At 68.3% G+C, this 21676-nt stretch carries 20 protein-coding genes; 9 read left to right on the top strand and 11 right to left on the bottom strand.

Going from position 1 to position 21676, the window contains the following annotated elements; translation table 11 throughout:
- Positions 1-58: 58 nt before the first annotated feature.
- The 3 genes from EV193_RS03615 to EV193_RS03625 all read left to right on the top strand — a co-directional run bounded on the left by EV193_RS03615 (position 59) and on the right by EV193_RS03625 (position 3019).
- On the top strand, positions 59-529 hold the full coding sequence (locus tag EV193_RS03615) for a hypothetical protein (RefSeq protein WP_130342476.1): 471 nt from the start codon (positions 59-61) through the stop codon (positions 527-529).
- Positions 526-1497 (top strand): hypothetical protein, encoded by a 972-nt coding sequence (locus EV193_RS03620; protein ID WP_130342477.1) that lies wholly within the window; start codon positions 526-528, stop codon positions 1495-1497. The genes EV193_RS03615 and EV193_RS03620 overlap by 4 nt, the downstream gene beginning before the upstream one ends.
- 358 nt (positions 1498-1855) lie before the next feature.
- Positions 1856-3019, top strand: a complete 1164-nt coding sequence (locus EV193_RS03625; protein WP_242613111.1) for a lipase family protein — start codon at positions 1856-1858, stop codon at positions 3017-3019.
- Positions 3020-3162: 143 nt separating this feature from the next.
- On the opposite strand, the gene EV193_RS03630 is transcribed toward EV193_RS03625, so the two are convergent.
- The 3 genes from EV193_RS03630 to EV193_RS03640 all read right to left on the bottom strand — a co-directional run bounded on the left by EV193_RS03630 (position 3163) and on the right by EV193_RS03640 (position 6304).
- Entirely contained in the window at positions 3163-4053 is an 891-nt protein-coding gene (locus tag EV193_RS03630) for a carbohydrate ABC transporter permease (RefSeq protein ID WP_242613112.1), read from the bottom strand.
- A 3-nt stretch (positions 4054-4056) separates the two neighbouring features.
- Positions 4057-4980 (bottom strand): carbohydrate ABC transporter permease, encoded by a 924-nt coding sequence (locus EV193_RS03635; RefSeq protein ID WP_242613113.1) that lies wholly within the window; start codon positions 4978-4980, stop codon positions 4057-4059.
- A gap of 67 nt (positions 4981-5047) precedes the next feature.
- The gene (locus EV193_RS03640; RefSeq protein ID WP_242613114.1) at positions 5048-6304 is read right to left on the bottom strand and encodes an extracellular solute-binding protein; all 1257 of its coding nucleotides are present in this window, start codon (positions 6302-6304) and stop codon (positions 5048-5050) included.
- 289 nt (positions 6305-6593) lie between these two features.
- Here EV193_RS03640 and trxA point away from each other — a divergent pair, with 289 nt between their 5' ends.
- A complete protein-coding gene (gene trxA, locus EV193_RS03645) occupies positions 6594-6995 on the top strand; it encodes a thioredoxin (protein WP_130342478.1) in 402 nt (133 codons plus the stop codon).
- 1021 nt (positions 6996-8016) lie between these two features.
- Here trxA and EV193_RS03650 read toward each other — a convergent pair.
- Positions 8017-9546 carry a family 20 glycosylhydrolase gene (locus EV193_RS03650; RefSeq protein WP_130342892.1) on the bottom strand — a complete coding sequence of 510 codons (1530 nt, stop codon included), beginning with the start codon at positions 9544-9546 and terminating at the stop codon, positions 8017-8019.
- A 120-nt stretch (positions 9547-9666) separates the two neighbouring features.
- Positions 9667-10053 (bottom strand): PASTA domain-containing protein, encoded by a 387-nt coding sequence (locus EV193_RS03655; RefSeq protein WP_130342479.1) that lies wholly within the window; start codon positions 10051-10053, stop codon positions 9667-9669.
- Positions 10054-10212: 159 nt separating this feature from the next.
- Between EV193_RS03655 and EV193_RS03660 the strand changes: the two genes are divergently transcribed.
- On the top strand, positions 10213-10893 hold the full coding sequence (locus EV193_RS03660) for a DUF4386 family protein (RefSeq protein WP_130342480.1): 681 nt from the start codon (positions 10213-10215) through the stop codon (positions 10891-10893).
- An 8-nt stretch (positions 10894-10901) separates the two neighbouring features.
- Here EV193_RS03660 and EV193_RS03665 read toward each other — a convergent pair whose 3' ends face one another.
- The 5 genes from EV193_RS03665 to EV193_RS03685 form a co-directional block, all read right to left on the bottom strand.
- A complete protein-coding gene (locus EV193_RS03665; protein WP_130342481.1) occupies positions 10902-11765 on the bottom strand; it encodes an SGNH/GDSL hydrolase family protein in 864 nt (287 codons plus the stop codon).
- Between the two features lie 38 nt (positions 11766-11803).
- Entirely contained in the window at positions 11804-13333 is a 1530-nt protein-coding gene (locus EV193_RS03670; RefSeq protein ID WP_165401204.1) for a family 20 glycosylhydrolase, read from the bottom strand.
- A 104-nt stretch (positions 13334-13437) separates the two neighbouring features.
- Positions 13438-13941, bottom strand: a complete 504-nt coding sequence (locus EV193_RS03675; RefSeq protein WP_130342483.1) for a hypothetical protein — start codon at positions 13939-13941, stop codon at positions 13438-13440.
- Between the two features lie 128 nt (positions 13942-14069).
- A complete protein-coding gene (locus EV193_RS03680; protein ID WP_130342484.1) occupies positions 14070-16037 on the bottom strand; it encodes an acetyl/propionyl/methylcrotonyl-CoA carboxylase subunit alpha in 1968 nt (655 codons plus the stop codon).
- A 172-nt stretch (positions 16038-16209) separates the two neighbouring features.
- Positions 16210-16863 (bottom strand): type 1 glutamine amidotransferase domain-containing protein, encoded by a 654-nt coding sequence (locus EV193_RS03685; protein ID WP_207222473.1) that lies wholly within the window; start codon positions 16861-16863, stop codon positions 16210-16212.
- 101 nt (positions 16864-16964) lie between these two features.
- On the opposite strand from EV193_RS03685, the gene EV193_RS03690 reads away from it, so the two are divergent.
- The 3 genes from EV193_RS03690 to EV193_RS03700 are packed head-to-tail and all read left to right on the top strand — an operon-like array spanning position 16965 to position 19933.
- Complete coding sequence (locus EV193_RS03690; protein ID WP_130342486.1) at positions 16965-17846, top strand: LysR family transcriptional regulator; 882 nt, start codon at positions 16965-16967, stop codon at positions 17844-17846.
- A 26-nt stretch (positions 17847-17872) separates the two neighbouring features.
- Positions 17873-19411, top strand: coding sequence for an ArnT family glycosyltransferase (locus tag EV193_RS03695; RefSeq protein ID WP_130342487.1), 1539 nt, complete (start codon positions 17873-17875; stop codon positions 19409-19411).
- A 48-nt stretch (positions 19412-19459) separates the two neighbouring features.
- Positions 19460-19933 carry a MarR family winged helix-turn-helix transcriptional regulator gene (locus EV193_RS03700; RefSeq protein WP_130342488.1) on the top strand — a complete coding sequence of 158 codons (474 nt, stop codon included), beginning with the start codon at positions 19460-19462 and terminating at the stop codon, positions 19931-19933.
- Between the two features lie 118 nt (positions 19934-20051).
- On the opposite strand, the gene EV193_RS03705 is transcribed toward EV193_RS03700, so the two are convergent.
- Positions 20052-20996 (bottom strand): oxygenase MpaB family protein, encoded by a 945-nt coding sequence (locus EV193_RS03705; RefSeq protein WP_242613115.1) that lies wholly within the window; start codon positions 20994-20996, stop codon positions 20052-20054.
- A 69-nt stretch (positions 20997-21065) separates the two neighbouring features.
- Here EV193_RS03705 and EV193_RS03710 point away from each other — a divergent pair, with 69 nt between their 5' ends.
- On the top strand, positions 21066-21674 hold the full coding sequence (locus EV193_RS03710) for a TetR/AcrR family transcriptional regulator (protein ID WP_130342489.1): 609 nt from the start codon (positions 21066-21068) through the stop codon (positions 21672-21674).
- Positions 21675-21676: the final 2 nt, after the last annotated feature.

A 21676-nucleotide genomic window follows, 5' to 3' on the forward strand; every position in this document is an offset into this window, starting at 1 on the left:
CCTCCGCGCTGCTCTTTTCCTACGAGCGTGTTCGCCCGTGCGGAGGACGGTGGTCGCGGTGGTTCGACTGATCAGATACGCCAGCGTTCTGGCCTGCTGCCTGCTCGCGGCCGGCTGTGGCGGCGACGACGCGCCTCCATACGATTCACCGTCCACACTGGACGGTGGGAACGGCGGCGGTTCGGGCGGCACCACGCGGGGGAACCAGGGCAAGGGGCCGCCTGGCGCGCCGCTGAACCTCGATCCGGCGTTCCAGACCGGCTCGCCGCTGGACGAGAGTTCGATCCGCTCGGAGTTGCGCCGGCTGTGTCGCGCCGCCGGTGCGAAGGCGGACTGCGTCAAGCTGGAGATCAGCTTCCAGAGCCGGACGCCGGGTGACTGCGAGATCGTCCGGCACTCGCCGACCGACGTCCGGGTCGGCGGGGTGGTCACGTTCGTCGTCAAGAACCCTTGCGACACAGGCGGTTCCGGGGAGACGACCACGACGACGAGGCGGACCACGACCACCACGACCACCGAATCCGAGTGACCGTGCGCAGGACCGCGCTGCGTCCGCCCGGCCGACTGTCCACTCGGGACAGTCGGAACGGTCGGACGCCGGACGGGGTGGACGAGCCGGAGGGCTCCGAGCCGTCCCGCGCGCTGCGGGTGCTCCGCACGGTGGCCGCGCCGACGACGTTGCTCGCCGCGCTGCTGTACTTCTTCGGACAGCAGCAGGCGCACCACTTCTTCCGCTACTTCGGCGTGCACCACTCCGTTATGGGACTGTCCACAGAGGACTATCTGCTGCGCAGCATCGACGGCCTGTACCCGCCGATGACCGCCGTCGCGATCGCCACGCTGGCCGGGCTGTGGGGTTACCGGCTGTTGCGCCCCCGGCTGAGCGATTACGCGTGGCTGGTGCTGCTGCGCGTGCTCGCCCCGATCGCGGCGGTCGGCGGCCTGGCGCTGATCGTCTTCGCGGTGATCGCGGTGCTCGATCCGGCGCCGTTCATCGAGTTCGTCGCCATCCCCGGGCTGTGTCTGACGATCGGCGTGCTGCTGCTCGCCTCGGTGGCACGGCTGCGCGCGTCGATCACCGAGTCGCGGCGCGACAGCAGGCCCCGCGGCTCCCCGCCGGCGGCCGTCGCGGAGTGGACGGCGACGTTCGTGCTGGTCAGCCTGGGCCTGTTCTGGGCGGTCGGGGACTACTCGGCGGCGGTCGGCAAGGGCAGAGGTCAGGCGTTCGAGGCGAATCTGTCCCGGATGGCCGGCGCGACCGTGTACAGCAAGGACGACCTGCGCCTGGCCGGTGTGCCACGAGTCCACTGCCAGGGCGCGGAGGCGGCGTACCGGTTCCGGTACGACGGCCTCACGCTGGTGATCCAGTCCGGCGGCAAGTACTTCCTGCTCCCCCGCGACTGGACGCCGCGGGCCCGCGCCGTGGTCGTCCCGACCGCCGACTCGCTGCGCCTGGAGTTCACCGCGCCCGCGACCGCGCCGCCCCCGACCTGCTGAACCATCGGCGGTTGGGAAGGCGTGGAGCCGGGCGAACTCCGAGCGCGACTTCCACTGGGCTGCCGAACGATCGGTATGCCGCGATCCGGAAATCCCAACTGCGCATTGTGCCCTTGGTCCATTCGAAAGAGCATTGTGTTACCGCCGAACAATGTGTGCGGTTTTCGGCTGGCTTTATTTCTCACGGCTGACTTCATATCGACTTCTGGCGAAGGACCCGGAAACGCACACCGGAGCGCGGTGTCCGTGATGCCGAGATCGTGCGCGGCTGACAATTTCGATATTTGGTACAGACGTGGCCCGCGCGGGCGGTGTTAGCCTCGCCCACATGGTCTTGCGGAATGTACGGGGAATGGCCATGCGTAGTATCCGTGCGGGTGTGCTCGCGATCGTGGTCGCCCTGCTGGCCGTCCTGCTCGGCACCCCCAGCGCCTCGGCCCGGCCCGCCGATCAGCACAGCGATCAGCGGCCGGGTGAGGTGCAGAGCGTGACGCCGCTGCCGCATGATCAATGGCTGCCCGGCACCGGCGATGCGAAACGGGTCGCCTACTGGTCCACCGGGCTCGGCGATCGCCCCACCCCGGTGACCGGGGCGGTGTATCTGCCGCAAGGCGCCCCACCCGCCGGAGGCTGGCCGGTGATCTCCCGGGCACACGGCACCGTCGGCCTCGGCGACGCGTGCGCGCCCTCCACCGCGTTCCCCAACCCCGACGGCAACTACGAGTACCTGGGCAAGTGGCTCGCCCAGGGCTACGCGATCGTGACCAGCGACTACGCCGGAATCGGCACCCCCGGTGTGCACCCGTACCTGGACGGGAAAGTCGCGGCATACGGCGTGATCGACATGGTCCGCGCCGCGCGGACCGTCGTCCCCACACTGTCCGCGCGCTGGGCCACGCTCGGCAACTCCCAAGGCGGGCACACCGCCCTGTTCACCGCGAACCTGGCCACCAAATACGCGCCGGAACTGGACTTCCGCGGCGCCGTCGCACACGGCCCGCCGTCCAACCTCGCCGGGCTGGTGTCCATCCTCGGCCCGTCGATCCCACCCTCCCTGCTGAACCCGGGGATGAAGTCGCTCATCACCTACATCCTCGCCGGGCTGCACGCGGCACGGCCCGACTTCGACCTGGCCTCCTACCTCACCCCGCTGGGCAAACAGGTCGTCGCCGACGCGGAGGTGCTCTGCAACGACGACATGCGCGAACGGATGGAAGGAATCGGGCTCGGCGAGCTGTTCACCCGGCAGCTCGGCCCGGAATTCGAACAGGCCTGGGGTTCGATCTTCAACGTGCCCACCAGCGGCTACGACCGGCCGATCTTCATCGCCCAGGGCACCGACGACAAGACCGTGTTCCCGTTCCTGACCCAGCAGCTCGTCGACGACCTCGCCGCCCACCAGCAGCCCTACACCTACCGCACCTACCCCGTCGACCACATGGGCGCCCTCGAAGCCGCACTGCCCGACACCACACAGTTCCTGCGCCAACTGTTCGCCCCCGCAGCCGCACAACACCGCTGAACCATCAGGGAACACGCCGTCGCCGGCGTTCAGCGACGGTTCGCGGTTCGATCGAACGCCACCTCGGCGGCTGAGCTGCTGTGCGTGCAGACCGGCAAGACCCTGCAGGACCCGACGCGCTTCAAGTTCGGCGGCGACGGCTACTACTTCACGCCGCCCGCGGTGAGGCCGGCGACCAGGTGCTTCTCGATCATCGAGAACAGGATCACCACCGGCAGGATGCCGATCAGCGAGACGCCGAAGACGTACTGCCACGCCGAGTCGTACTGGCCGACGAACTTGGTCAGCGCGACGGTCAGCGGCTGGTTCGTGTCGGTCGGCAGCAGGATCAGGCTCGCCGCGAACTCGTTCCAGCACGCGATGAACGTGAAGATCACCGTGGTGACGATGCCCGGCCAGACCAGCGGCAGCATCACCCGCCGCATGGACTGGGTGCGCGTACACCCGTCCAGCCACGCCGCCTCCTCGATCTCCTTGGGCACGCCGCGGAAGAAGCTGTGCATGATCCACACCGCGAAGGACAGGTTGAACGCCGCGTTCACCAGGATCATCGAGAACAGCGTGTCGTTGAGCCCGAGCGTCACGAACTCGCGGAACAGGCCGGACGCCAGCACGGTCGGCTGGAGCATCTGGGTGATCAGCACCAGCAGCAGGAACGGCATCTTCAACCGGAAGTTGTGCCGGGCGGTGAAGTACGCCGCCGGCAGCGCGGCGAGCAACGCCAACGCCGTGCCGCCGAGGGAGATGACCACCGTGGAGAGCAGGTTGCTCCCCAGTGGCGTCTCCGGCGTGTTCCACATGTTGACGTAGTTCTCCGGGTGCCACTCCTGGGGCAGGTATGTCGGCGGCACCTGGAGGATCTCCGGCCGCGATTTCAGCGACCCGATCAACATCACGATGTACGGGAACAGGAACACCAGCGCGACGATCACGCCGACAGCCGTGAGCTCCCAACGCTTTCGCTGGCCGCGTCCGCGCTTCGGCGGGCGCGGAGCGTCCACAGTGGACGGAAGGCGCTCGGTAAGAGTGGTCACCGGTCAGTCCTCCCGCATCGGGCGCACGACCCGGAGGTAGACGCCGATCACGACAAGCACCACGAGGAAGTTGATCACGCTCAACGCGCTCGCGGTGTCGATCTGCCGGTCGGCCTGGATGATCTTGAAGGTCAGTGTGGTCGTGGTGTCCGCGTCGTAGCCGGGGATCGCGCCGGTCATCGTGCGCAGGATCGGCAGCGAGTTGAACACGTTGATGACGTTGATGATCGTCGCCACGGCCAGCGCCGGCCGCAGCATCGGAAACACCACCTGCCAGTACGTCTGGGTGCGGCTGGCGCCGTCGATCTGCGCCGCCTCGAGCGTGTCGTCGGAGATCGTCTGCAACCCGGAGAGGATCACGAACGTGGTGAACGGGACCGACACGAACACCGCGACGGCCGCGGCGGAGAAGAATCCGGCGGTGGCGTTCTTCAGGAAGCCGTACGGCTCGCTGATCAGCCCGACGTCGGTGAGCAGCCGGTTGATGATCCCGTAGAACGGGTCGAGGCCGTACACGAAGATCGTCGAGGTCATCACGACCGACGCGGCCCACGGCACGATGATCACCAGCCGGACGACCCGCCGCCCGGGGAAGCGCTTGTTCAGGAACTGCGCGAGTACCATGGAGAGCGCGATGCTCACCGCGACCACCCCGACCACCCACACCCCGGTGTTCAGGAACACCTTCGGCAGGTGCGCCAGGTTGAACACGGCCTCGTAGTTGGTCCAGCCCGCCCAGCCGCGATCGGTGCCGAAGCGGGTGATGTCCCGGAACGACGTGTAGATCATGTAGCCGGCCGGGTAGATCACCACGCCGCCGATGAGGATCAGCGCCGGTGCCAGCCAGGGCAACGCCTGCAGCGTCGTCTCCCGGCGGGCCTTTCGCTTTCGCGGCTTCACGTCCACAGTGGACGGAGCGTCGCTCACCTCGAATCTCCTTACACGCCAAAGGCTTCGGTCCCCGACAGCTGCCGGGGACCGAAACCGTCGATGGTCAGCCGCCGGAGTCAGCCTTCTGCTGAATCTCCTTGAGCACGTCACCAGCGGACTTCGTCTCGATCTGCCCGACCAGCGACTTGAAGGCGCCAGAGGTAGAACCCCAGGCCGCGAGGCTGGCGGGGTAGAACTTCGCGGCCGGAACCGCGTCGAGGAAGGTTTTCAGTTCCGGTTTCGCGGCCACCGCGGCACCGCCGGACTTGGTCGCCGGGATGAAGCCCTCGTTGTCGTTGAACTTGACGTAGTTGTCCTTCTGATAGAAGAAGTCCAAGAACTTGCGGATCGCGTCCTTCTTGTCCTGATCCTTCTTGAAGGCCACGAAATAGTCAGCGACGCCGAGCGTGACCGGCTTGCCGTCCTTGGTCGGGCTCGGCGCGATGCCGTACTGCAGCGCCGGGTTCTTCTCCTTGATCTGACCGACGACCGGCGGAAGGCCGGTGATCATGCCGATCTTTCCTTGAATGAACACGTTGATCAGCGGCGTGCGGTTGGTCGCGCCGGGGTTGGCCTGCGTCGCCTTCTCGCTGACCATCCGCTTCATGAACGTGAGCGCCTCGGTCGCCTGCGGCGTGTTCACCGTGATCTTCGAACCGTCCGACCAGGACGCGCCGGCGCCGTAGGCCCAGATCGAGGTCTCGCCCTGCGCTTCCTCGCTGCCCAAGGGCATGCCGTAGCCACCGGCTACATCGCCGCCCAGGGCCTTGATCTTCTTGGCCGCGTCGAGCAACTCGTCCCAGGTCTTCGGCGGCGACTGGATACCAGCCTTGGCGAACAGGTCCTTGTTGTAGAACAGCGCGCGGGTCGAAGCGACGGTGGGCACGCCATAAGCGGTGCCGTCGATCTTCGCGCTGTCCACGAACGAGGAGACGATGTCGCTCATCGTGGCGGGCGAGACGATCTCGTCGGCCTTGTAGAGCAGGTCTTCCTTGCCGTAGGCGGGGCCGGCCGAGTCGAGTTCGAGGATGTCGGGCTGCTTCTTCCCCTGAACCTTGGTGTCCAACACCTTGTAGATGTCGTCCCAGCTCTGGACCTCGAGCTTGACCTTGATGTTGGTGTTCTTCGCCTCGAAGTCCTTGATGAGCTGTTCCCAGTACGGCTTGGTCTTGTCGCCGTAGGAGGGGACGAGCAGCTCCAGCTCGGTGGTGCCGCCCTCGCCGCTTCCGCTGTCGCTGCTCCCGCCGCACGCGGTGAGCGCGAGGGCGAGCGCGCTCATGATCGCCGTGGCGATCAAGGGGGCTTTCCTGAGTCGCCTCACTGTTTCTACCTTTCGCCAGGTCTGACTGTCTGGCTGGCCGAGCTTCGGCCGGCTGCGCAGTTTAGATCGATAACTCCCTGTTTCGATCACTTTCGAGCATTTCAGCAATCCTGCCTGCTGCCGCGTGACGCGTCAACCACGCAGCCAGCTTTGGTCTGGACCACAGCGGTGACAGTAGCGCTGGTCAGCAGCCGAACGTAACCGATCCGACGACACGATCGGGACACACGGGAATCACATGTGTTGCCCTACCGTTGACAGGAGGTACACCAACATGAGGAGGCCAGCTGTGGCAACGGTCGAACTGACCGCCGAGAACTTCGACGATGTCGTCGGTACCGAAGGCATGGTGCTGGTCGACTTCTGGGCGGCCTGGTGCGGCCCGTGCCGCCAGTTCGCGCCCGTGTACGAGCAGGCGTCGGAGACCCATGACGACATCGTGTTCGGCAAGGTCGACACCGAGGCGCAGCAGCAGCTGGCCGGCGCGTTCGGCATCTCGTCCATCCCCACCGTGATGGCGGTCCGGGACGGCGTCGTGCTCTACGCGCAGCCGGGTGCGCTGCCCGCGCCCGCACTGGAGGATCTGATCACGCAGGTGCGCGCGGTGGACATGAACGAGGTGCGCGCCAAGATCGCCGAGGCCCAGGCAGCAGACGGTGATCGCGCGCAGGAACGCGGCGAAAGCGCCTGACGACACAGCGAGAGTGCACGTGTTGGGCCCCACCATCCACACCGGATAGCGGGGCCCAACTCCGTCTGCTACGACTTTCGGTTACTGCCACTGGCAGGCACCGGTTCGGGCCGAGTTCAAAGAAGGCTGATGCCGTTGGCGATGAAAGGGATGCCGTAGTAAGCACCTAGCGGCAAAACAATCATATTACCGGTACAGTCGTGACCCTCCCAGAAAACATGGGCCGCCCCTGTCAGGTTCGCACCCGACCATGAGCCCGGGATTCGGAGACACTGCCCCAGCTGCAGCGCTGGCGTGACGACGGACAAAAGCCCCTCACCATTCATGCCGACCCAGCCACACACGTTCCCCTGCGGACAACCCTCCCAGCCTTGCGTTCCCACAGTGTTGCCGTCCAGTCGTGGCGAGGCAGCGGTGGCGGGTGCCGCAGTTGCGATCAATCCTGCGCTCACCACTACAGCACCTATCGCACCTACAATGCGATTTCGGATCCCCATTTCAAACATCCTTTCAGTCAGCAGACCTGTCGAGATACACCGCTAGCCGCTAGTTCGCCCAGAAGATCCACCGATCAAGAACACCGCCCCCGACATTGATACAATCGCTGGTCGCCCCTGGCGGCAATGCACTCCTGGCGGTTTCACACTCCGCCTCCGTACTGAAAGGGCCGACCCAGTGTCCCGCAACGGAAACCTGAGACTTGACACTCTTTCCCGATGCGGTATTGGCGGTTGTTTCGGCGCTTGCCGACGACGCGAAGACAGTTCCGATCAGTGCCATTCCGGCAGTCAGGACAGTAATCTTACGCAACATGAATGACTTCTCCATTTATTCGATAGATTAGTCTGCCGAGGATTTCACCCTCGAACTTCATGTCGATTCTTCACCGTGCGTATGTGATCGTCGTCCGGTCACGAACGTAAGTTCCCCGTACGCCTCGCGACGTATTCCCGGCAAGTCCGCACGCCTCGACGCAGCGGGCCACGTACGCCCGCCACGCCGGGCTGGTATCACCTGATTCCTAGGCGGGCCAAGGGATCTGGGGCGATCGGTAGAAGTCCACGCCCTGCTCCGTCCACTTTGGACCTTGCCGAGCCAGCCGCTGGCGGAACGACTCCCAGTCGTGCGTGCTCCACGCTGACCAGCCCAACTCCGCGTAGGCCGGCAGCCTCGGGAACGCCATGAACTCGATGTGGTCGATGTTCTCGAGCGTCTCCGACCAGAGCGGCGCTTCCAGCCCGATCACGGCCGACTCCGGCACACCCTGCATGTGCGTGCCGGGGTTCCAGCCGTAGGCGTCGGCCACCTCGATGTAGCCGGCCCAGCTCAGCCCGAGCGGCGTGCTCGGGTCGTACTTCATGTCCATGTACGCCTTGTTCGCCGGCGACATGAGGATCTTGTTCCCGCGCTGCGCGGCCTCGGTGACCTCGGTGTTCGAGTTCGTCGTGCCCCAGTACTGAGGCAGCGCCGAGGTCGGCGGCGTGGCCTTGAGGAACTCGTGCCAGCCGGCCACCGTCTTGCCGTGCTTCGCCACGATCGGCATGACCCGCTCGATGAACTTGAGGTAGTCCGGCTCCGGCGTGGAGTGCGCCTCGTCCGAGCCGATGTGCAGGTAGGGCCCGGGGGTCAGCGCGGAGAGTTCACGCAGCACGTCGTCGATGAACGTGTAGGTGATCTCCTTGCCGATGCACAGCGAGCTGAACCCGACGTCGGTGCCGGTGTACAGCGGCGGCGCGACGCCATCGCAGTTCAGCTCGGCGTAGGAGGCCAGCGCCGCGTTCGTGTGCCCCGGCATGTCGATCTCCGGCACGACCGTGATCTGCCGCTCGGCCGCGTAGGCGACCAGCGCCTTGTAGTCCTCCTGCGTGTAGTACCCGCCGGGACCGCCACCGACCTCGGTACTGCCGCCGTAGGTGGCCAGCCGTGGCCAGCTCTTGATCTCGATCCGCCAGCCCTGGTCGTCGGCCAGGTGCAGGTGCAGGTGGTTGATCTTGTACTGCGAGATCAGGTCGATGTACCGCTTGACGTCGTCCACGGTGAAGAAATGCCGTGCCACGTCGAGCATCGCGCCCCGGTATCCGAACCTCGGCTCGTCGGTGATCGTACCGCCGGACACCCGCCAGCCGTGCCGGCGCGCGTCGGACTTGGTCGGCAACAACTGGCGCAGCGTCTGCACGCCGGCGAACAGGCCGCGGTCGGCGTTCGCGCGGAGCACGACACCGTGCTTGGTGACGTCGAGGTCGTAGGCCTCCGGTCCGCGCTTGCGGTCCAGGCCGCCGAGCACCAGGTTGATCCCGTGCTTGGGGTTGTGCTTCGGCGCCTCGATCCGCAGCTTGTGGCCGGTCGACGAGCCCAGCACGCCGACCAGGTAATCGGCGACACCCTTCGCCTCGCGCGGCGCGTGGATCGCGGTCCGGCCGGTGATCTCGTAGTCCGCGCGCGGGTTCGGCTGGGCCGAGACCGGTGCGGGGATGATCGAGGTCATCCTGGTGCTGGTCGGTTGTTCGGCCGCCGCCGGCGCCGCGAACAGCGTTCCGGCGACCACGGCCATCACTAACGCCGCGGGGGCGCGCCTGAATCGTGAGCCACTCATGGTTCTCCCAACGCCGACGGTGGGGCGCATAAGGTATAGACCAATTTGGCCGGCTCGACAATCGCCCGATCGGACCGCCTACGGACAGCGCTCCGCCAGCTTCACCACAGCGAAGTCGATTCGCGTGTCCTGGGTGAACGGCGTGCCGGCCGCGACGTTCTGCGCGCAGACCTTCCAGTTCGAGTCCAGGACCTGCTTGCGCTTCGCCCCGGTCGCGTCGTGCGAGAAGCTGATGAACACCGGGTTCCCGGCCGCGCGCTGCATCGCGTTCTGCGCCTCCTGCAACCCCCGCCCGACCAGGTTCGGCATCACCATCCGGACGGGCGCCGCGACCATGCCGGTCAACATCGCCGAGCCCGACTTCACCACGGCCGTGACCGTCGGGGTGGTGCTTGGCCCGCCGGGCGTGATAGTCGGCGATTCTTGTTGACCGCAGCCGGCGAGGGTCAGCGCACCGATGACCATGGCAGCACACAGTAGTCGTTTGTACACACCATGGTCATCGGGCGCGGCCCTCCCAGGGTTACCGCAGCGCCGCCGCCAATCGCCCACCGAGGCACCCCTTTTGCCGATTAGTCATAGTATGACTAGATTGGAACTATCCGGCAGAGAGGGAGTTCGATCATGACGTCAACGGACGCGCCACCGCGGCGCCCCGCCGTTCTGCGGGCCGCGGCGATCGCGCTGCTCGTGGGTACCGCGCTCTACGTGGTGCCGAGCGCGCTGCACGGCAACCCGCCGATCGATTCGGCGAGGGACACGCTCGAGTATGTACACCAGCGCCCGTCCTGGTGGTTGGTGCACCTGGTCAACATCGCCGCCGTGCTGCTCTGGGCGGGTGCGTTCACCGCGCTGATCCCGGTCGTCGCACCCGCGGCGCGCGCGCTCGGCCGAGTCCACGGTGTGGTCTTCACCGCCGCGGCAGCCGTGTTCGCTGTCTACTTCAGCATCCACGCGTTCGGCCTGACCACCGTCGTCGACCAGTACTTCGAGCAGGGTGCCGATCAGGCGGCCGTACTGGAGCGGGCGGAAACGGTGCTGGTATTGCTCGGGAGCACCGCGTTCATCGCACAGGCCATGCTCGGCGCGGCCATCGCGCTGACGGGCTTCGTGCTGTCCCGTTCAGTGGTCGTACCGGCATGGCTCGGCTGGGCCGGCGTTGTGCTCGGTGCGGGCTGGCTGACCGGCGCGGTCGCGGTGAACTTCGCGGTGGTCGTCCTGTTCACGGCGCTGACCTGGGCGTGGACCGCCGTCCTCGGTGTGCTGTTGCTCAAGACCGCTCGCCCGGTACCAGCGTCCGGGTGACCCGGGGGTTACCGAAGCGCCGCCGCCAATCGCTCACCGAGGTTGCGCTGTCCGAGCACGTTCGGGTGCACCGGCGTGGTGGGCGAGGCCGGCAACACCGGCTCCACCCAACGGGTACCCGGCGCCGTGCACGCGTCGTGGCCGGTGAGCGAGGTCGGATCGAACGCGACCACCTTGCCGCCGGTGTTGCGAGTCAGCGCGTCGGTCAACCGCTGCTGCACCACGTTCAGGTACGGCACGTCGCCGGCCGCGATCGGCATCGCCGGCCAGCAGCCCTTGGTGTCGGGCAGCAGGCGCAGGTAGCCGACAAGCAGGACGGTCGCGTTCGGCGCGCGCTCGGTGACACCGCGGACCACGGCGGCCACCTTCGGCGCGACCTCCTTCTCGATCTTGCCGAGGAACTGGTCGCTGCCGTCCGGATTGCGGTTCGCCTGCTGACACGGGTTGCCGAACGGGTTGGTCGCGCTGAGCAGCCCGCACTTTCCGAACGTGGACTCCAGCCCGAAGTCGTTGCCGCCGACGGTGAGCGTGACCAGGTCGACGTCCGGGTTCAGCGCGTCGAACTGCGGCGGGTTGGTGCCGAACAGCGGCGTCTGCTGCGGGGTGGTCATGTGCTCGGTCGTGGCGGAACCACAGCTGACGTCGGTCAACCTCGCCACGCCGAGCTTCGCGGCCAGCACGTGCGGGTAGTTGTCGCGGGACCGGAAGCAGCCGACCTTGTCCTCCACGGTCAGCAGCGACGCGATGGAGACATAGGAGTCGCCGAGCGCCACGTAATTCCGGTACTTCGGCGTCGCGGACGCGGTGCCGCCGGACAGCAGGCCGGCGGTGACGGCGGCAGCCACGGCGAAGATCGTTGCTTTGTGTCGCATGTGGACAGACCTCTGTTCTCGTTGTGGGGCAAGGGTTTCTACGCGGGCGCGTCGCCAACGGCGTTGATCACCGGAGCGAACAGCAGGTACAGCGCCGGCCCGGGTGAGCGCCAGGTGTGCTGCGCCATCACCCGCAGCTTGTCGTGGATCGCCACGGCGAGCTGGGCCTCGGTCTGGTTGCTCTCGTCGCACCAGAGCTTCAGTTTCGAGCCGAGGTTCGACCGGCTCTCCGCCTCGGTCAGCCGCGCGCCGTCGACCGTGATGCCCGGGTCCCAGGTGTCGTACATGAGCGGCGCCGGCACGTTGAACGGCGACGCCCAGCCGCCGACCGTGTGATGCGTCGGGGTGAACGGGGCGTTCTGGATCGTGTAGCCGTTGGCGATCAACTGCTTGCCGGTGTAGGCCGGGCCAAACCACGGCGGCGGGCCGCTCTGCGACCAGTGCTCGATCACGATGTTCCTGTCGACGGTGATCGTGGCGCCGCCGGGGTGCAGGCCGTCGTTGTGCGCCCGGGCGATCTTGCCGGCCGCGCGCACGATCTCGTTGGCCCAGTTGAAGTAGTGGTGGTACACGTCCTTGCCGGTGGCGTTCGGTCCGAAGTGGACCCTCGCGTACGCCTCGAGCCGCGGGTAGGCGGCGTAGTCGGTGACGTACTCGTCCGCGCCGATGTGCCAGAAGCGGCTCGGGAACAGCGGCAGGAACTCGGTGATCAGGTCGCGCATGAGCGTCCACGCCGCCGGATTGGACAGGTCAAGGTTGCTCTTGTGCGGCACGCCGTTCTTGTCGACCAGCCGCAGTTCGGGGTGCGCGGCCAGCACCGGGTCGAGGTGGCCGGGGAAGTCCAGTTCGGGGATCACGTCCACGCCGTGGCGCGCCGCGTACGCGATCAGGTCGCGGATCTCCTGCTTGGTGTAGTGCCGTGCTGCGACGATCTCCGGGTGGATCTGGCTGGCCAGCCGGAATCCGGTGAAGTCGTTGAAGTGCAGGTGCAGCTGGTTCATCTTCAGGTACGCCATGTCCCTGATGTGCTTGCGCAGCCAGTCCAGCGAGAAGTACTGCCGGCCGACGTCCACCATGAACGCGCGCTCGCGGTACAGCGGCCAGTCCTCGGCGACGCCGCCGGGCACCACCCAGCTCTGTTTCAGCAGTTGCAGCACGGTCCGCGTGCCCAGCAGGACACCGCGATTCGTGTTGGCCCGCAAGGAGATCACCGGTGCGACGGTGAGCCGGTAGCCCTCGTCACCGCCGTCGACCGCGCCGGTACCCAGCTCGATGTCCCCCGGCCGCGCCGGCCCGGTCCCGGTGTCGACCGGGACGCCGGTCAGCGCGCGGAGGTCCTCGGCGAACGTGCGCGCCGTGTCCGCCAGCTCGGGCGGGGCGAGGACCCGCGCGCCGGCGCCGAAGGCGTACCCGGTGCCGGCGGCGGTCCAGTGCCGCAGCGCGGGGATGGTCTTGGGTGTGGCGGCCCCCAGGGTCGCCGCCGCCCCCTGCGCGACGGCGACCTGTCCAGTCGCGATCGACAACGCCGTGACGGTGATCGCGACGAGCAGGGTGACGACTTTCCGCATGGACGAACTCCCGCGTTGGTGTGCGCACTCTTGCTCGAACTGGGGACCCAGCATGCAAGAAGCAGCACGAGTTGCGCAAGAGTCATCTTGCAAACTCGATGAAGTCAGGCGCCTCGGGCGAACGCCTCGCCGGTCAGCCTGCGAACCACACCGACAACCGCGTAGGCGGACGGGAGTGCGCGGGCGGCGTCCGGCTTGGCCACCCAGCGCCAGGTGTTCCCGGCGGCAACGGAATTCGTCGGAATGACGACGTACGCGTTGTCCGGAGCGAGATGGACACCGAGATCCAGCAATTCGGTCGCGACATCGCCCCTGATCCCTCCTACCGGCTGCATCAGAAAAGTCCACCGCGTTCCGTCCGGGTTCGCGATGATCGGACCGTCCAACATCATCATTTCCAGTTCGCGGCGAACCCGGGCGCCGAGCGAAGCGGGCATTGCCACGGCGTCCAGCACCTCGCCCGCCGCGACGACCAGGCTGCGGCGTCCGACCTGCAGGGACACCGGCCAGCCGAGGGTTTCCTCGTAGACCGATCTGGCATCGGCCAATTCGCGTAACCAGGACGGCGCGGGGCGCCCGCCGGTCACGTTCATCATCGTCAGACTCATGATCTGCTCCAATTCACGGAAGCGCGAGACGCAATTCCCATGGATTCGAGAATCTGCCGATGTGATTCGACGCACAACCCCTAGACAGCCGGTCGCTCCCCTACAAAAAACAGACCGTTCAGGCTGTTTCAGCTGGTCGGCGTGACCACCGCGAGCACAGCGCCCAGTTCGACCTGAGCACCGGCGGACACACCCAGCTCGGCCACCACGCCGTCGGCGGGCGCGCGCACGGCGTGCTCCATCTTCATCGCCTCCAGCCACAGCAGCGGCTGGTTCTCGGTGACCTCGTCGCCCTCCGCCACGGCCACCCTGATCACCGTGCCGGGCATCGGCGCCACCAGCGAGCCCTCGGCCAGCACGGCGGACGGGTCGGTGAACCGCTCCACCGCGGTCAGCGCGACCGGGCCGAGCGGCGAGTCGACGCACACCAGCGCGCCGTAGCGACGCACCTCGAAGCGGCGCAGCACACCGCCGGCCTCCAGCGCCACACTGTCCATAGTGGACTCAACAAGTCGGACACCGTCCCGCCCCTCGACGGTCACACCGCTGCGCCCCAACAGATAGCGCACCTCGTGCGTGCCGGACGCCGAGTCGTACACCTTCACCTGAGGCTGCGAGACGACGTTGCGCCAGCCGCTCGGCAGCCGGCCGTTGACCCGCGCGGCGGCCCGGTTCCGCTCGGCGTCGGCGAGCGCGGCCGCGAGTGCGGCGAGCGACTCGGTCTCGGCGTCGGCCAACGGTTCGGACAGCGTGTCGAGCCCGTGCCGGTCGAAGAACGCGGTGTCGGTGTCACCCGCCAGGAAGGCCGGGTGCCGCAGTACGCGCACCAGCAGGTCCCGGTTGGTGACCACGCCGTGGATCTTCGCCGCGGCCAGCGCGCCGGCCAGTGACCGCGCCGCGGCGGTCCGCTCCGGCGCCCAGGCGATCACCTTGGCCAGCATCGGGTCGTAGTGCACGCTCACCACGGATCCGTTGTCCACACCGGAATCCAGCCGAATCCCACTGTCCTGAGTGGACAGTCCGAACTGGACGGTGTTGGCGAGTTCGACGGTGTGCAGCGTGCCGCTCTGCGGCTGCCACTCCTGCGCCGGGTCCTCGGCGTAGAGGCGCACCTCGATGGCGTGGCCGCGACTCTCCGGCCGCTCGGCCGGCAGCGGCGCGCCCTCGGCGACGGCGATCTGCAGCGCGACGAGGTCGGTGCCGGTGGTCAACTCGGTGACCGGGTGCTCCACCTGCAGGCGGGTGTTCATCTCCAGGAAGAAGAACTCGCCGCGCTCGTCGGCGAGGAACTCCACCGTGCCGGCGCCCTGGTAGCCGACCGCGGACGCGGCGCGCACGGCCGCGTCGAACAGCCGCTCGCGCATCCCGTCGACCCGCTCGACCAGCGGTGACGGCGCCTCCTCCACCACCTTCTGGTGCCGCCGTTGGATCGAGCACTCGCGCTCGCCGACCGCCCACACCGCGCCGTGCGCGTCGGCCATCACCTGCACCTCGATGTGCCGGCCGGTGGCCAGGAACCGTTCGCAGAACACGGTTTCCTCGCCGAACGCGGAGGCGGCCTCGGCACGCGCGGAGATCAGCGCAGCACCCAGTTCGTCCAGCTCGCGGACCACCCGCATGCCGCGCCCGCCACCGCCGGCGGACGCCTTCACCAGCACGGGAAGCTGATCCTCGGTGATCTCGTCCGGGTCCAACTCGGCCAGTACGGGCACGCCGGCGTCGGCCATCAGCCGCTTCGACTCGATCTTGGAGCCCATCGTGGCGATCGCCTTGGCCGGCGGGCCGATCCAGGTCAGGCCGGCGCCGGCGACCTGCTCGGCGAATCCGGCGTTCTCGGAGAGGAACCCGTAGCCGGGGTGGATCGCGTCGGCGCCGGCTCCGGCCGCCGCCTTGATCAGCAACTCGGGGCGCAGGTAGGTCTCGGCGGGGCTCACCCCGGGCAGGCGCACCGCGGCGTCGGCCTCGCGCACGTGCGGCGCGTCGGCGTCCGCGTCGGAGAACACGGCGACCGTGCCGATGCCGAGCCGGCGGCAGGTGCTGATCACCCGGCGCGCGATCTCACCACGGTTGGCCACGAGAACACTGGTAATCGCCACTGGGCGCCACCTCTCCGCACGGGGTTGCCGCTCATCAGCCTGACATCCGACTCCGAAAGAAGCAAGCACGCCTGCTTGTTTTCTCGCGAGTCCCGCGCTGGAGCACGGCGAGTCCCGCGCTCGTGCTGCGTGAACGCGGGACTCACGGGTGCAGGGCGCGGGACTCGCGATGTCAGGCCAGCAGGCGGGCTATCGCCTCCCCGACGGCGGTGGCCGAGGCAGGGTTCTGGCCGGTGACGAGCCGCCCGTCGACCACCACGTGCTCGGTGAACTCCGGCGCGGCGTGGTGTCGGGCGCCCCGCTCCTCGAGCGCGTCCTGGAGCAGGAACGGCACCACGCCGGTCAGCCCGACGGCGGCCTCCTCGGCATTGGTGAACCCGGTGACGTCCTTGTCCCGCAGCAGATGCGTGCCGTCGGACAGGGTGACGTCGAGCAACCCGGCCGGGCCGTGACACACCGCGGCGACCACACCGCCGCGGTCGTAGACGGCACCGCTGATCGCGGCCAGGCCCGAGCCGGGGAAGTCCCACATCGTGCCGTGGCCGCCGACGTACAGCACGGCGTCGTACCGCTCAGGGTCGACCTCCGCCGGCGCGAGCGTGTGATCGAGATCGGCCCGCTCCACGAACGCGCGCTGATCGGCGTCCTCGGGGTCGTAGCCGTCCAGCGGCGGCCGGCCGCCTCGCACCGACACCGATTCCACCCGGTGGCCGGCGTCGGTCAGCACCCGCCACGGGTGCGCGGCCTCGGACACGTAGAACCCCGTCGACTTCCCGGTCTCGCCGAGTTTCTCGTGGCTGGTGAGCGCGAACAGAACAGTGGACACGTCTTCTCCTTTCGTTTCGTCGTCGAGGCTAGGCCGGTCGAGCCATCGGTAACCAATAGGATTCCGACGACCAGCCATCAGAATTCTGATGAGGTGCGGCCGTGGATCTCTCCCTGTTGAAGACCTTTCTCACGGTGTACCGGGCCGGCTCGGTGACCACCGCATCCGTCCACTTGGGACTGTCGCAGCCGGCGGTGACCGCGCAGGTCAAGGCGCTGGAGCGGGAGTTGGGCCAGCAGCTGTTCGAGCGGCTGCCGCGCGGCGTGAGCCCGACCACCGTCGCCGACGAGCTGGCCGGTCAGATCGCCGAGCACGTGGACGCGATCGCCGCCGTCGCCGAGCGAGGGCTCGGCGAACACTCGCCGTTCGCGCGGCCCGTACACCTGGCCGGTCCGGCCGAGCTGATCACCACGTTGGTCGTGCCCGCGCTGGCGGGCCTGGTCGCCGACGGCCTGCGGTTGCGCGTCACCCTCGGCCTCGCCGACGACCTACTCGTCGGCCTGCGGGCCGGCCGGTTCGACATCGTGCTGGCCGCGATTCGCCCGCGTGGCAAGGGAATCACCGCCACGCGGTGGTTCGACGAGGAGTTCGCGCTCGTCGCCGCACCGTCCACAATGGACAAGTGGGGCGGCGATCCGGCACGGCTGCGCGCCGCCCCGCTCGTCGCCTATGCCGAGGACCTGCCGATCGTCCGGCGCTACTGGCGCGCGGTGTTCGGCACCCGCGCCACGGCCAGCCCGGCGGTCGTGGTGCCCGACCTGCGCGGGGTGCTCGCCGCCGTGATCGAGGGCGCCGGCGTCAGCGTGCTGCCGACCTACCTGTGCCGGCACGCGCTCGAATCCGGCGCACTCGTGATGGCGCACGAGCCGGACGAGCCGCCGATCAACACGCTGTTCCTCGCCACCCGCACCGGCACCGACCGGCTGCCGCATATCGCGCGCGTGCTCGCGCGACTGCGTGCCGCGATCGGTGTTGAAACGTGATCATGTTTTACGCAGACAATCCCAGCATGACAGCCACGGGTCCACGCGCCCGCCAGTCGCCGTTACCCGCCGTGCCTCCCGCCGGCGTCGCTGCGCTTCCCCGCTTCGCCAGTGCCCCGATCGCGACCGTGGTCGCCGTCCAGGTGGCCATCCTGACCGCGTTGTCCGGCCGCTACGGCTTCCACCGCGACGAGCTGTACTTCGTCGCCTCGGGAAATCGGCCGGCCTGGGGTTACGTCGACAATCCGCCGATCACCCCGATCCTGGCGAAGCTGTCCACGGCGCTGTTCGGCAACACGCCGACCGGGCTGCGGGTCGTCGCGACGGTGATCGCGGCCGGGGTCGTCGTCCTGGTCGCGCTGATCACCCGCGAACTCGGCGGCGGACGGGCCGCGCAGGTGCTCGCCTCGGTGGCGACGGCGCTCTCGGGCTACGTGCTGAGCAACGCGCACTGGCTGTCCACCGCGGGCGTGGACCTGCTGCTGTGGCTGGCGATCAGCCTGCTGACGCTGTGCCTGCTGCGCACCCGCGACGGCCGGTGGTGGATCCCGATCGGCGCGGTGATCGGCGTCGGCCTGGCGAACAAGTGGCTGGTGCTCCTGCTCGTCGTCGCGATCGGCGTCGGCGTCCTGGCGGTCGGCCCACGCGAGGTGCTGCGCAGCGCGTGGCTCGCCGCGGGGATCGCGATCGCGGCGGTGATCGTCGCGCCGCTGCTGGTGTGGCAGGCCGCGAACGACTGGCCGATGCTCACCGTCGCCTCCGGGATCAGCGAGGACGACGGGCTGGAAAACCGGCTGATGTTCGTCCCGCACCAACTGCTCTATCTGTCACCGGTGCTCGTGCCGGTGTGGATCGCCGGGCTCGTGCGCCTGTGGCGGGACCCGGCGATGCGCTGGGCGCGCTCGTTCGCGGTGGCCTACCCGGTGCTCGCGGTGATCATCATCGCGGTCGGCGGCAAGCCGTACTACGCGCTGCCGATGCTCGTCGTGCTGCTGGCGGCCGGGGCGACGCCGACGGTCCGCTGGCTGTCTCGCGGCGGGCGGGCGCGCCGGGCCTCGGCCGGCGTGGCGGCGGCGGTCGGGGTGGTGGTGTCCGTGGCCGTGGCGCTGCCGGTGCTGCCACCGGACCAGGTGGGGATCGCGATGGCGATCACCGAGGAGCCGGGCGAGACGGTCGGCTGGCAGCGGTTCACCGAGAACACGGCGCACGTGTGGCGGGAGATCCCGGCGGCCCGGCGCGGCACGGCGGTGATCTTCACCCGCAACTACGGGCAGGCCGGCGCGATCGACATGTACGGCCACGAGCACGGGCTCCCCCGCGCGTACTCGGGCCACATGTCCTACGCGGACTGGGGCCCACCGCCGGACACCATGACCGGTCCCGTCCTGCTGATCGGCCCTGATCCGACGACCGTGGGCCGCTGGTTCACCGGCTGTCGCGCGGCCGGCCAGAACGACAACGGCCTCGGCGTCGACAACAAGGAGCAGGGAACCCGGTTCACCCTGTGCGACGCGCCGACCGACACGTGGTCGCGACTCTGGCCGTCACTGCGCCACTTCTATTGATGTTCGCGTGAACGGTCCATGTATGTGCATAGGCGTAGACTTCCAGGTATGACCAAACCCGCGAAGGTCGCCAACAAGGTCACCGCCCCGTGGCGGCCGGTGGAGCTGTCCACCACCGGGGAGCTGTGGGTTTGCCTGACCGAGGTGCACGCCAAAGTGCGCGGCGACGTCGACCGGGCGCTGCAGCGCCGGCTCGGCATCGGCTTCTCCGAACTGCTCGCCCTGCTCGCGCTGTCCAAGGAGGACGACGGCGAACTGCGCATGCAGGAACTCGCCGACGCCACATCGTTGAACCAGAGTTCGGTGAGCAGGCTCGTCGCGCGCCTGGAGCGCACCGGCCTCACCGAGCGCCAGATGTGCGAGAACGACCGGCGCGGCGTGTACACCAGCATCACCAAGGACGGGCTGACCACGCTCGCCGACGCGGTCGAGGTGTACGAGCGGACCCTGGACACCGCCCTCGCGCAGCTGTCCTCCGACCCCGAACTCGGCCCCCTGATGAAGAAGATCCGCGAAAGCTAGCCGACCTGGCCGCTGTCCGCGAACAGGTGCGCGTCGGCCACCAGTGCCCGCGCCGCCTCCAGGTCACCCTCGCCGACGAAGATCGGGTCTGCGGACAACCTGGGGTTGACGCTGGCGGTTAGACCTTCGGCGAGTAGTGCTTCGGATCGTCGCGCTCGGCCACCGGCGGCAGGTTGCGCGCCGGCGTCTCCACCAGCGGCGCGTCAACCGGCTCCGCACCGCGCACCCGCCGCCACGCGGCGCGCGCCCGGGGATGGTAGCGGCGCTCGAAGGGCACCACCGTGAATGCCGCGTTGATCACCTTGCCCAGCAGTCGCAACGCCATCTCGTCGCGCCGCGTCCAGGTGTAGCCGAGCTTCTCGCGCACCGCCGGGTGGTACAGCCCGACGGTCATCCACACTCCGCCCCTGGCGATCGGCCGGCGCAGCATCCGCCACACGAAGTCCGGCATCCACGGCGTGGCAACGGGTTTGGCGAGCCGGGCGATGTCGAGCACGTCCCTGGCGGCCTTGTTGTCCTCGAGCACCTCGCGGCACATCCGGTCGTAGTACTCCTGGAACTCCTCCCAGGTCTCCGGCACCGGGCGCATGCTCATCCGGTACAGCCGGTACCACCGCACGTGCTCGTCGTACATCGTGCGTTTGTCCTGTTCGGACAGCCCGCCGCAGAAGTACTCGACGGTGAGCAGCATGCCGACGAAGAACGTGGAGTGCGCCCAGTAGTAGGTGTCCGGGTTGAGCGCGCTGTACCGGCGGCCGCGGGAGTCCACACCCTTGATCGTGTTGTGGTACCCGCGAACCTCCAGCGCGGTCTCCGGCGCGCGCGGACCGTCGTAGACCACCCCGCCGATCGGGTACAGCGACCGGAACAGCCGCTCCCACCGCTCGTCGAAGAACCGCGAGTGCTCCTCGACGCCGGCGCCCAACTCCGGATGCATGTTCTGCATCGAGCCGGCCCACAGCGCCGGCAACAGGCCGCGCCAGTCGCCGAAATGCTTCCAGGTCAGCGAGTCCGGGCCGAGCGGCACCGGCTCGCCGGCCGGCAGTTCGTCGGCGGCTGTCACTTCATTAAACTGACCACGCACGTTGTCAGATTAGGATGGCGAACACCGCACGTCAACCGAAGGAGCCGGATGCCGACACCGCGCGTCTGGGGCGGCACCACGCTCGCCGACCGGCAGGCCGAGCGCCGGCAGAAGCTGGTCGGCGCCGGCGTGGACCTGCTCGGCGAGCAGGACGGTGTGGTGTCCGTGCGCGCGGCGTGCCGGCGCGCGAAGCTCACCGAGCGGTACTTCTACGAGAGCTTCGCCGACCGCGACGCGCTGCTGATCGCGGTGTACGAGCACGTCGCCGAGGCCGCACGGGACACGCTCGTGCGCGCGGTCGCCCGGTCCGAGCCGGAACCCGAGGCGATGGCCACCGCGGCGGTCACCGCGTTCGTCGAGCTGATCCTGGACGACCCTCGGCTGGGCCGGGTACTGCTGCTCGGGCCGATGACCGAACACGCGTTGTATGACAAGGGTTTCGAGTTCACCGCCGTGTTCGCCGCGCTGATCCGCGAGCACCTGTCCCCCGGCATCGACGCCGACGAGCGGGACATGATCGCCACCAGCGTGGTCGGCGCGTTCACCAACCTGTTCATCAGCTATCTGAACGGCACGGTGCGACCGCGCAAGGAGCGGCTGGTGGCACACTGCGTCCGGCTGCTCCTGACGATTGCAGAGGAGACCCCAGGGGCGTGATC

Source organism: Herbihabitans rhizosphaerae (assembly GCF_004216555.1).
GTDB lineage: Bacteria > Actinomycetota > Actinomycetes > Mycobacteriales > Pseudonocardiaceae > Herbihabitans > Herbihabitans rhizosphaerae.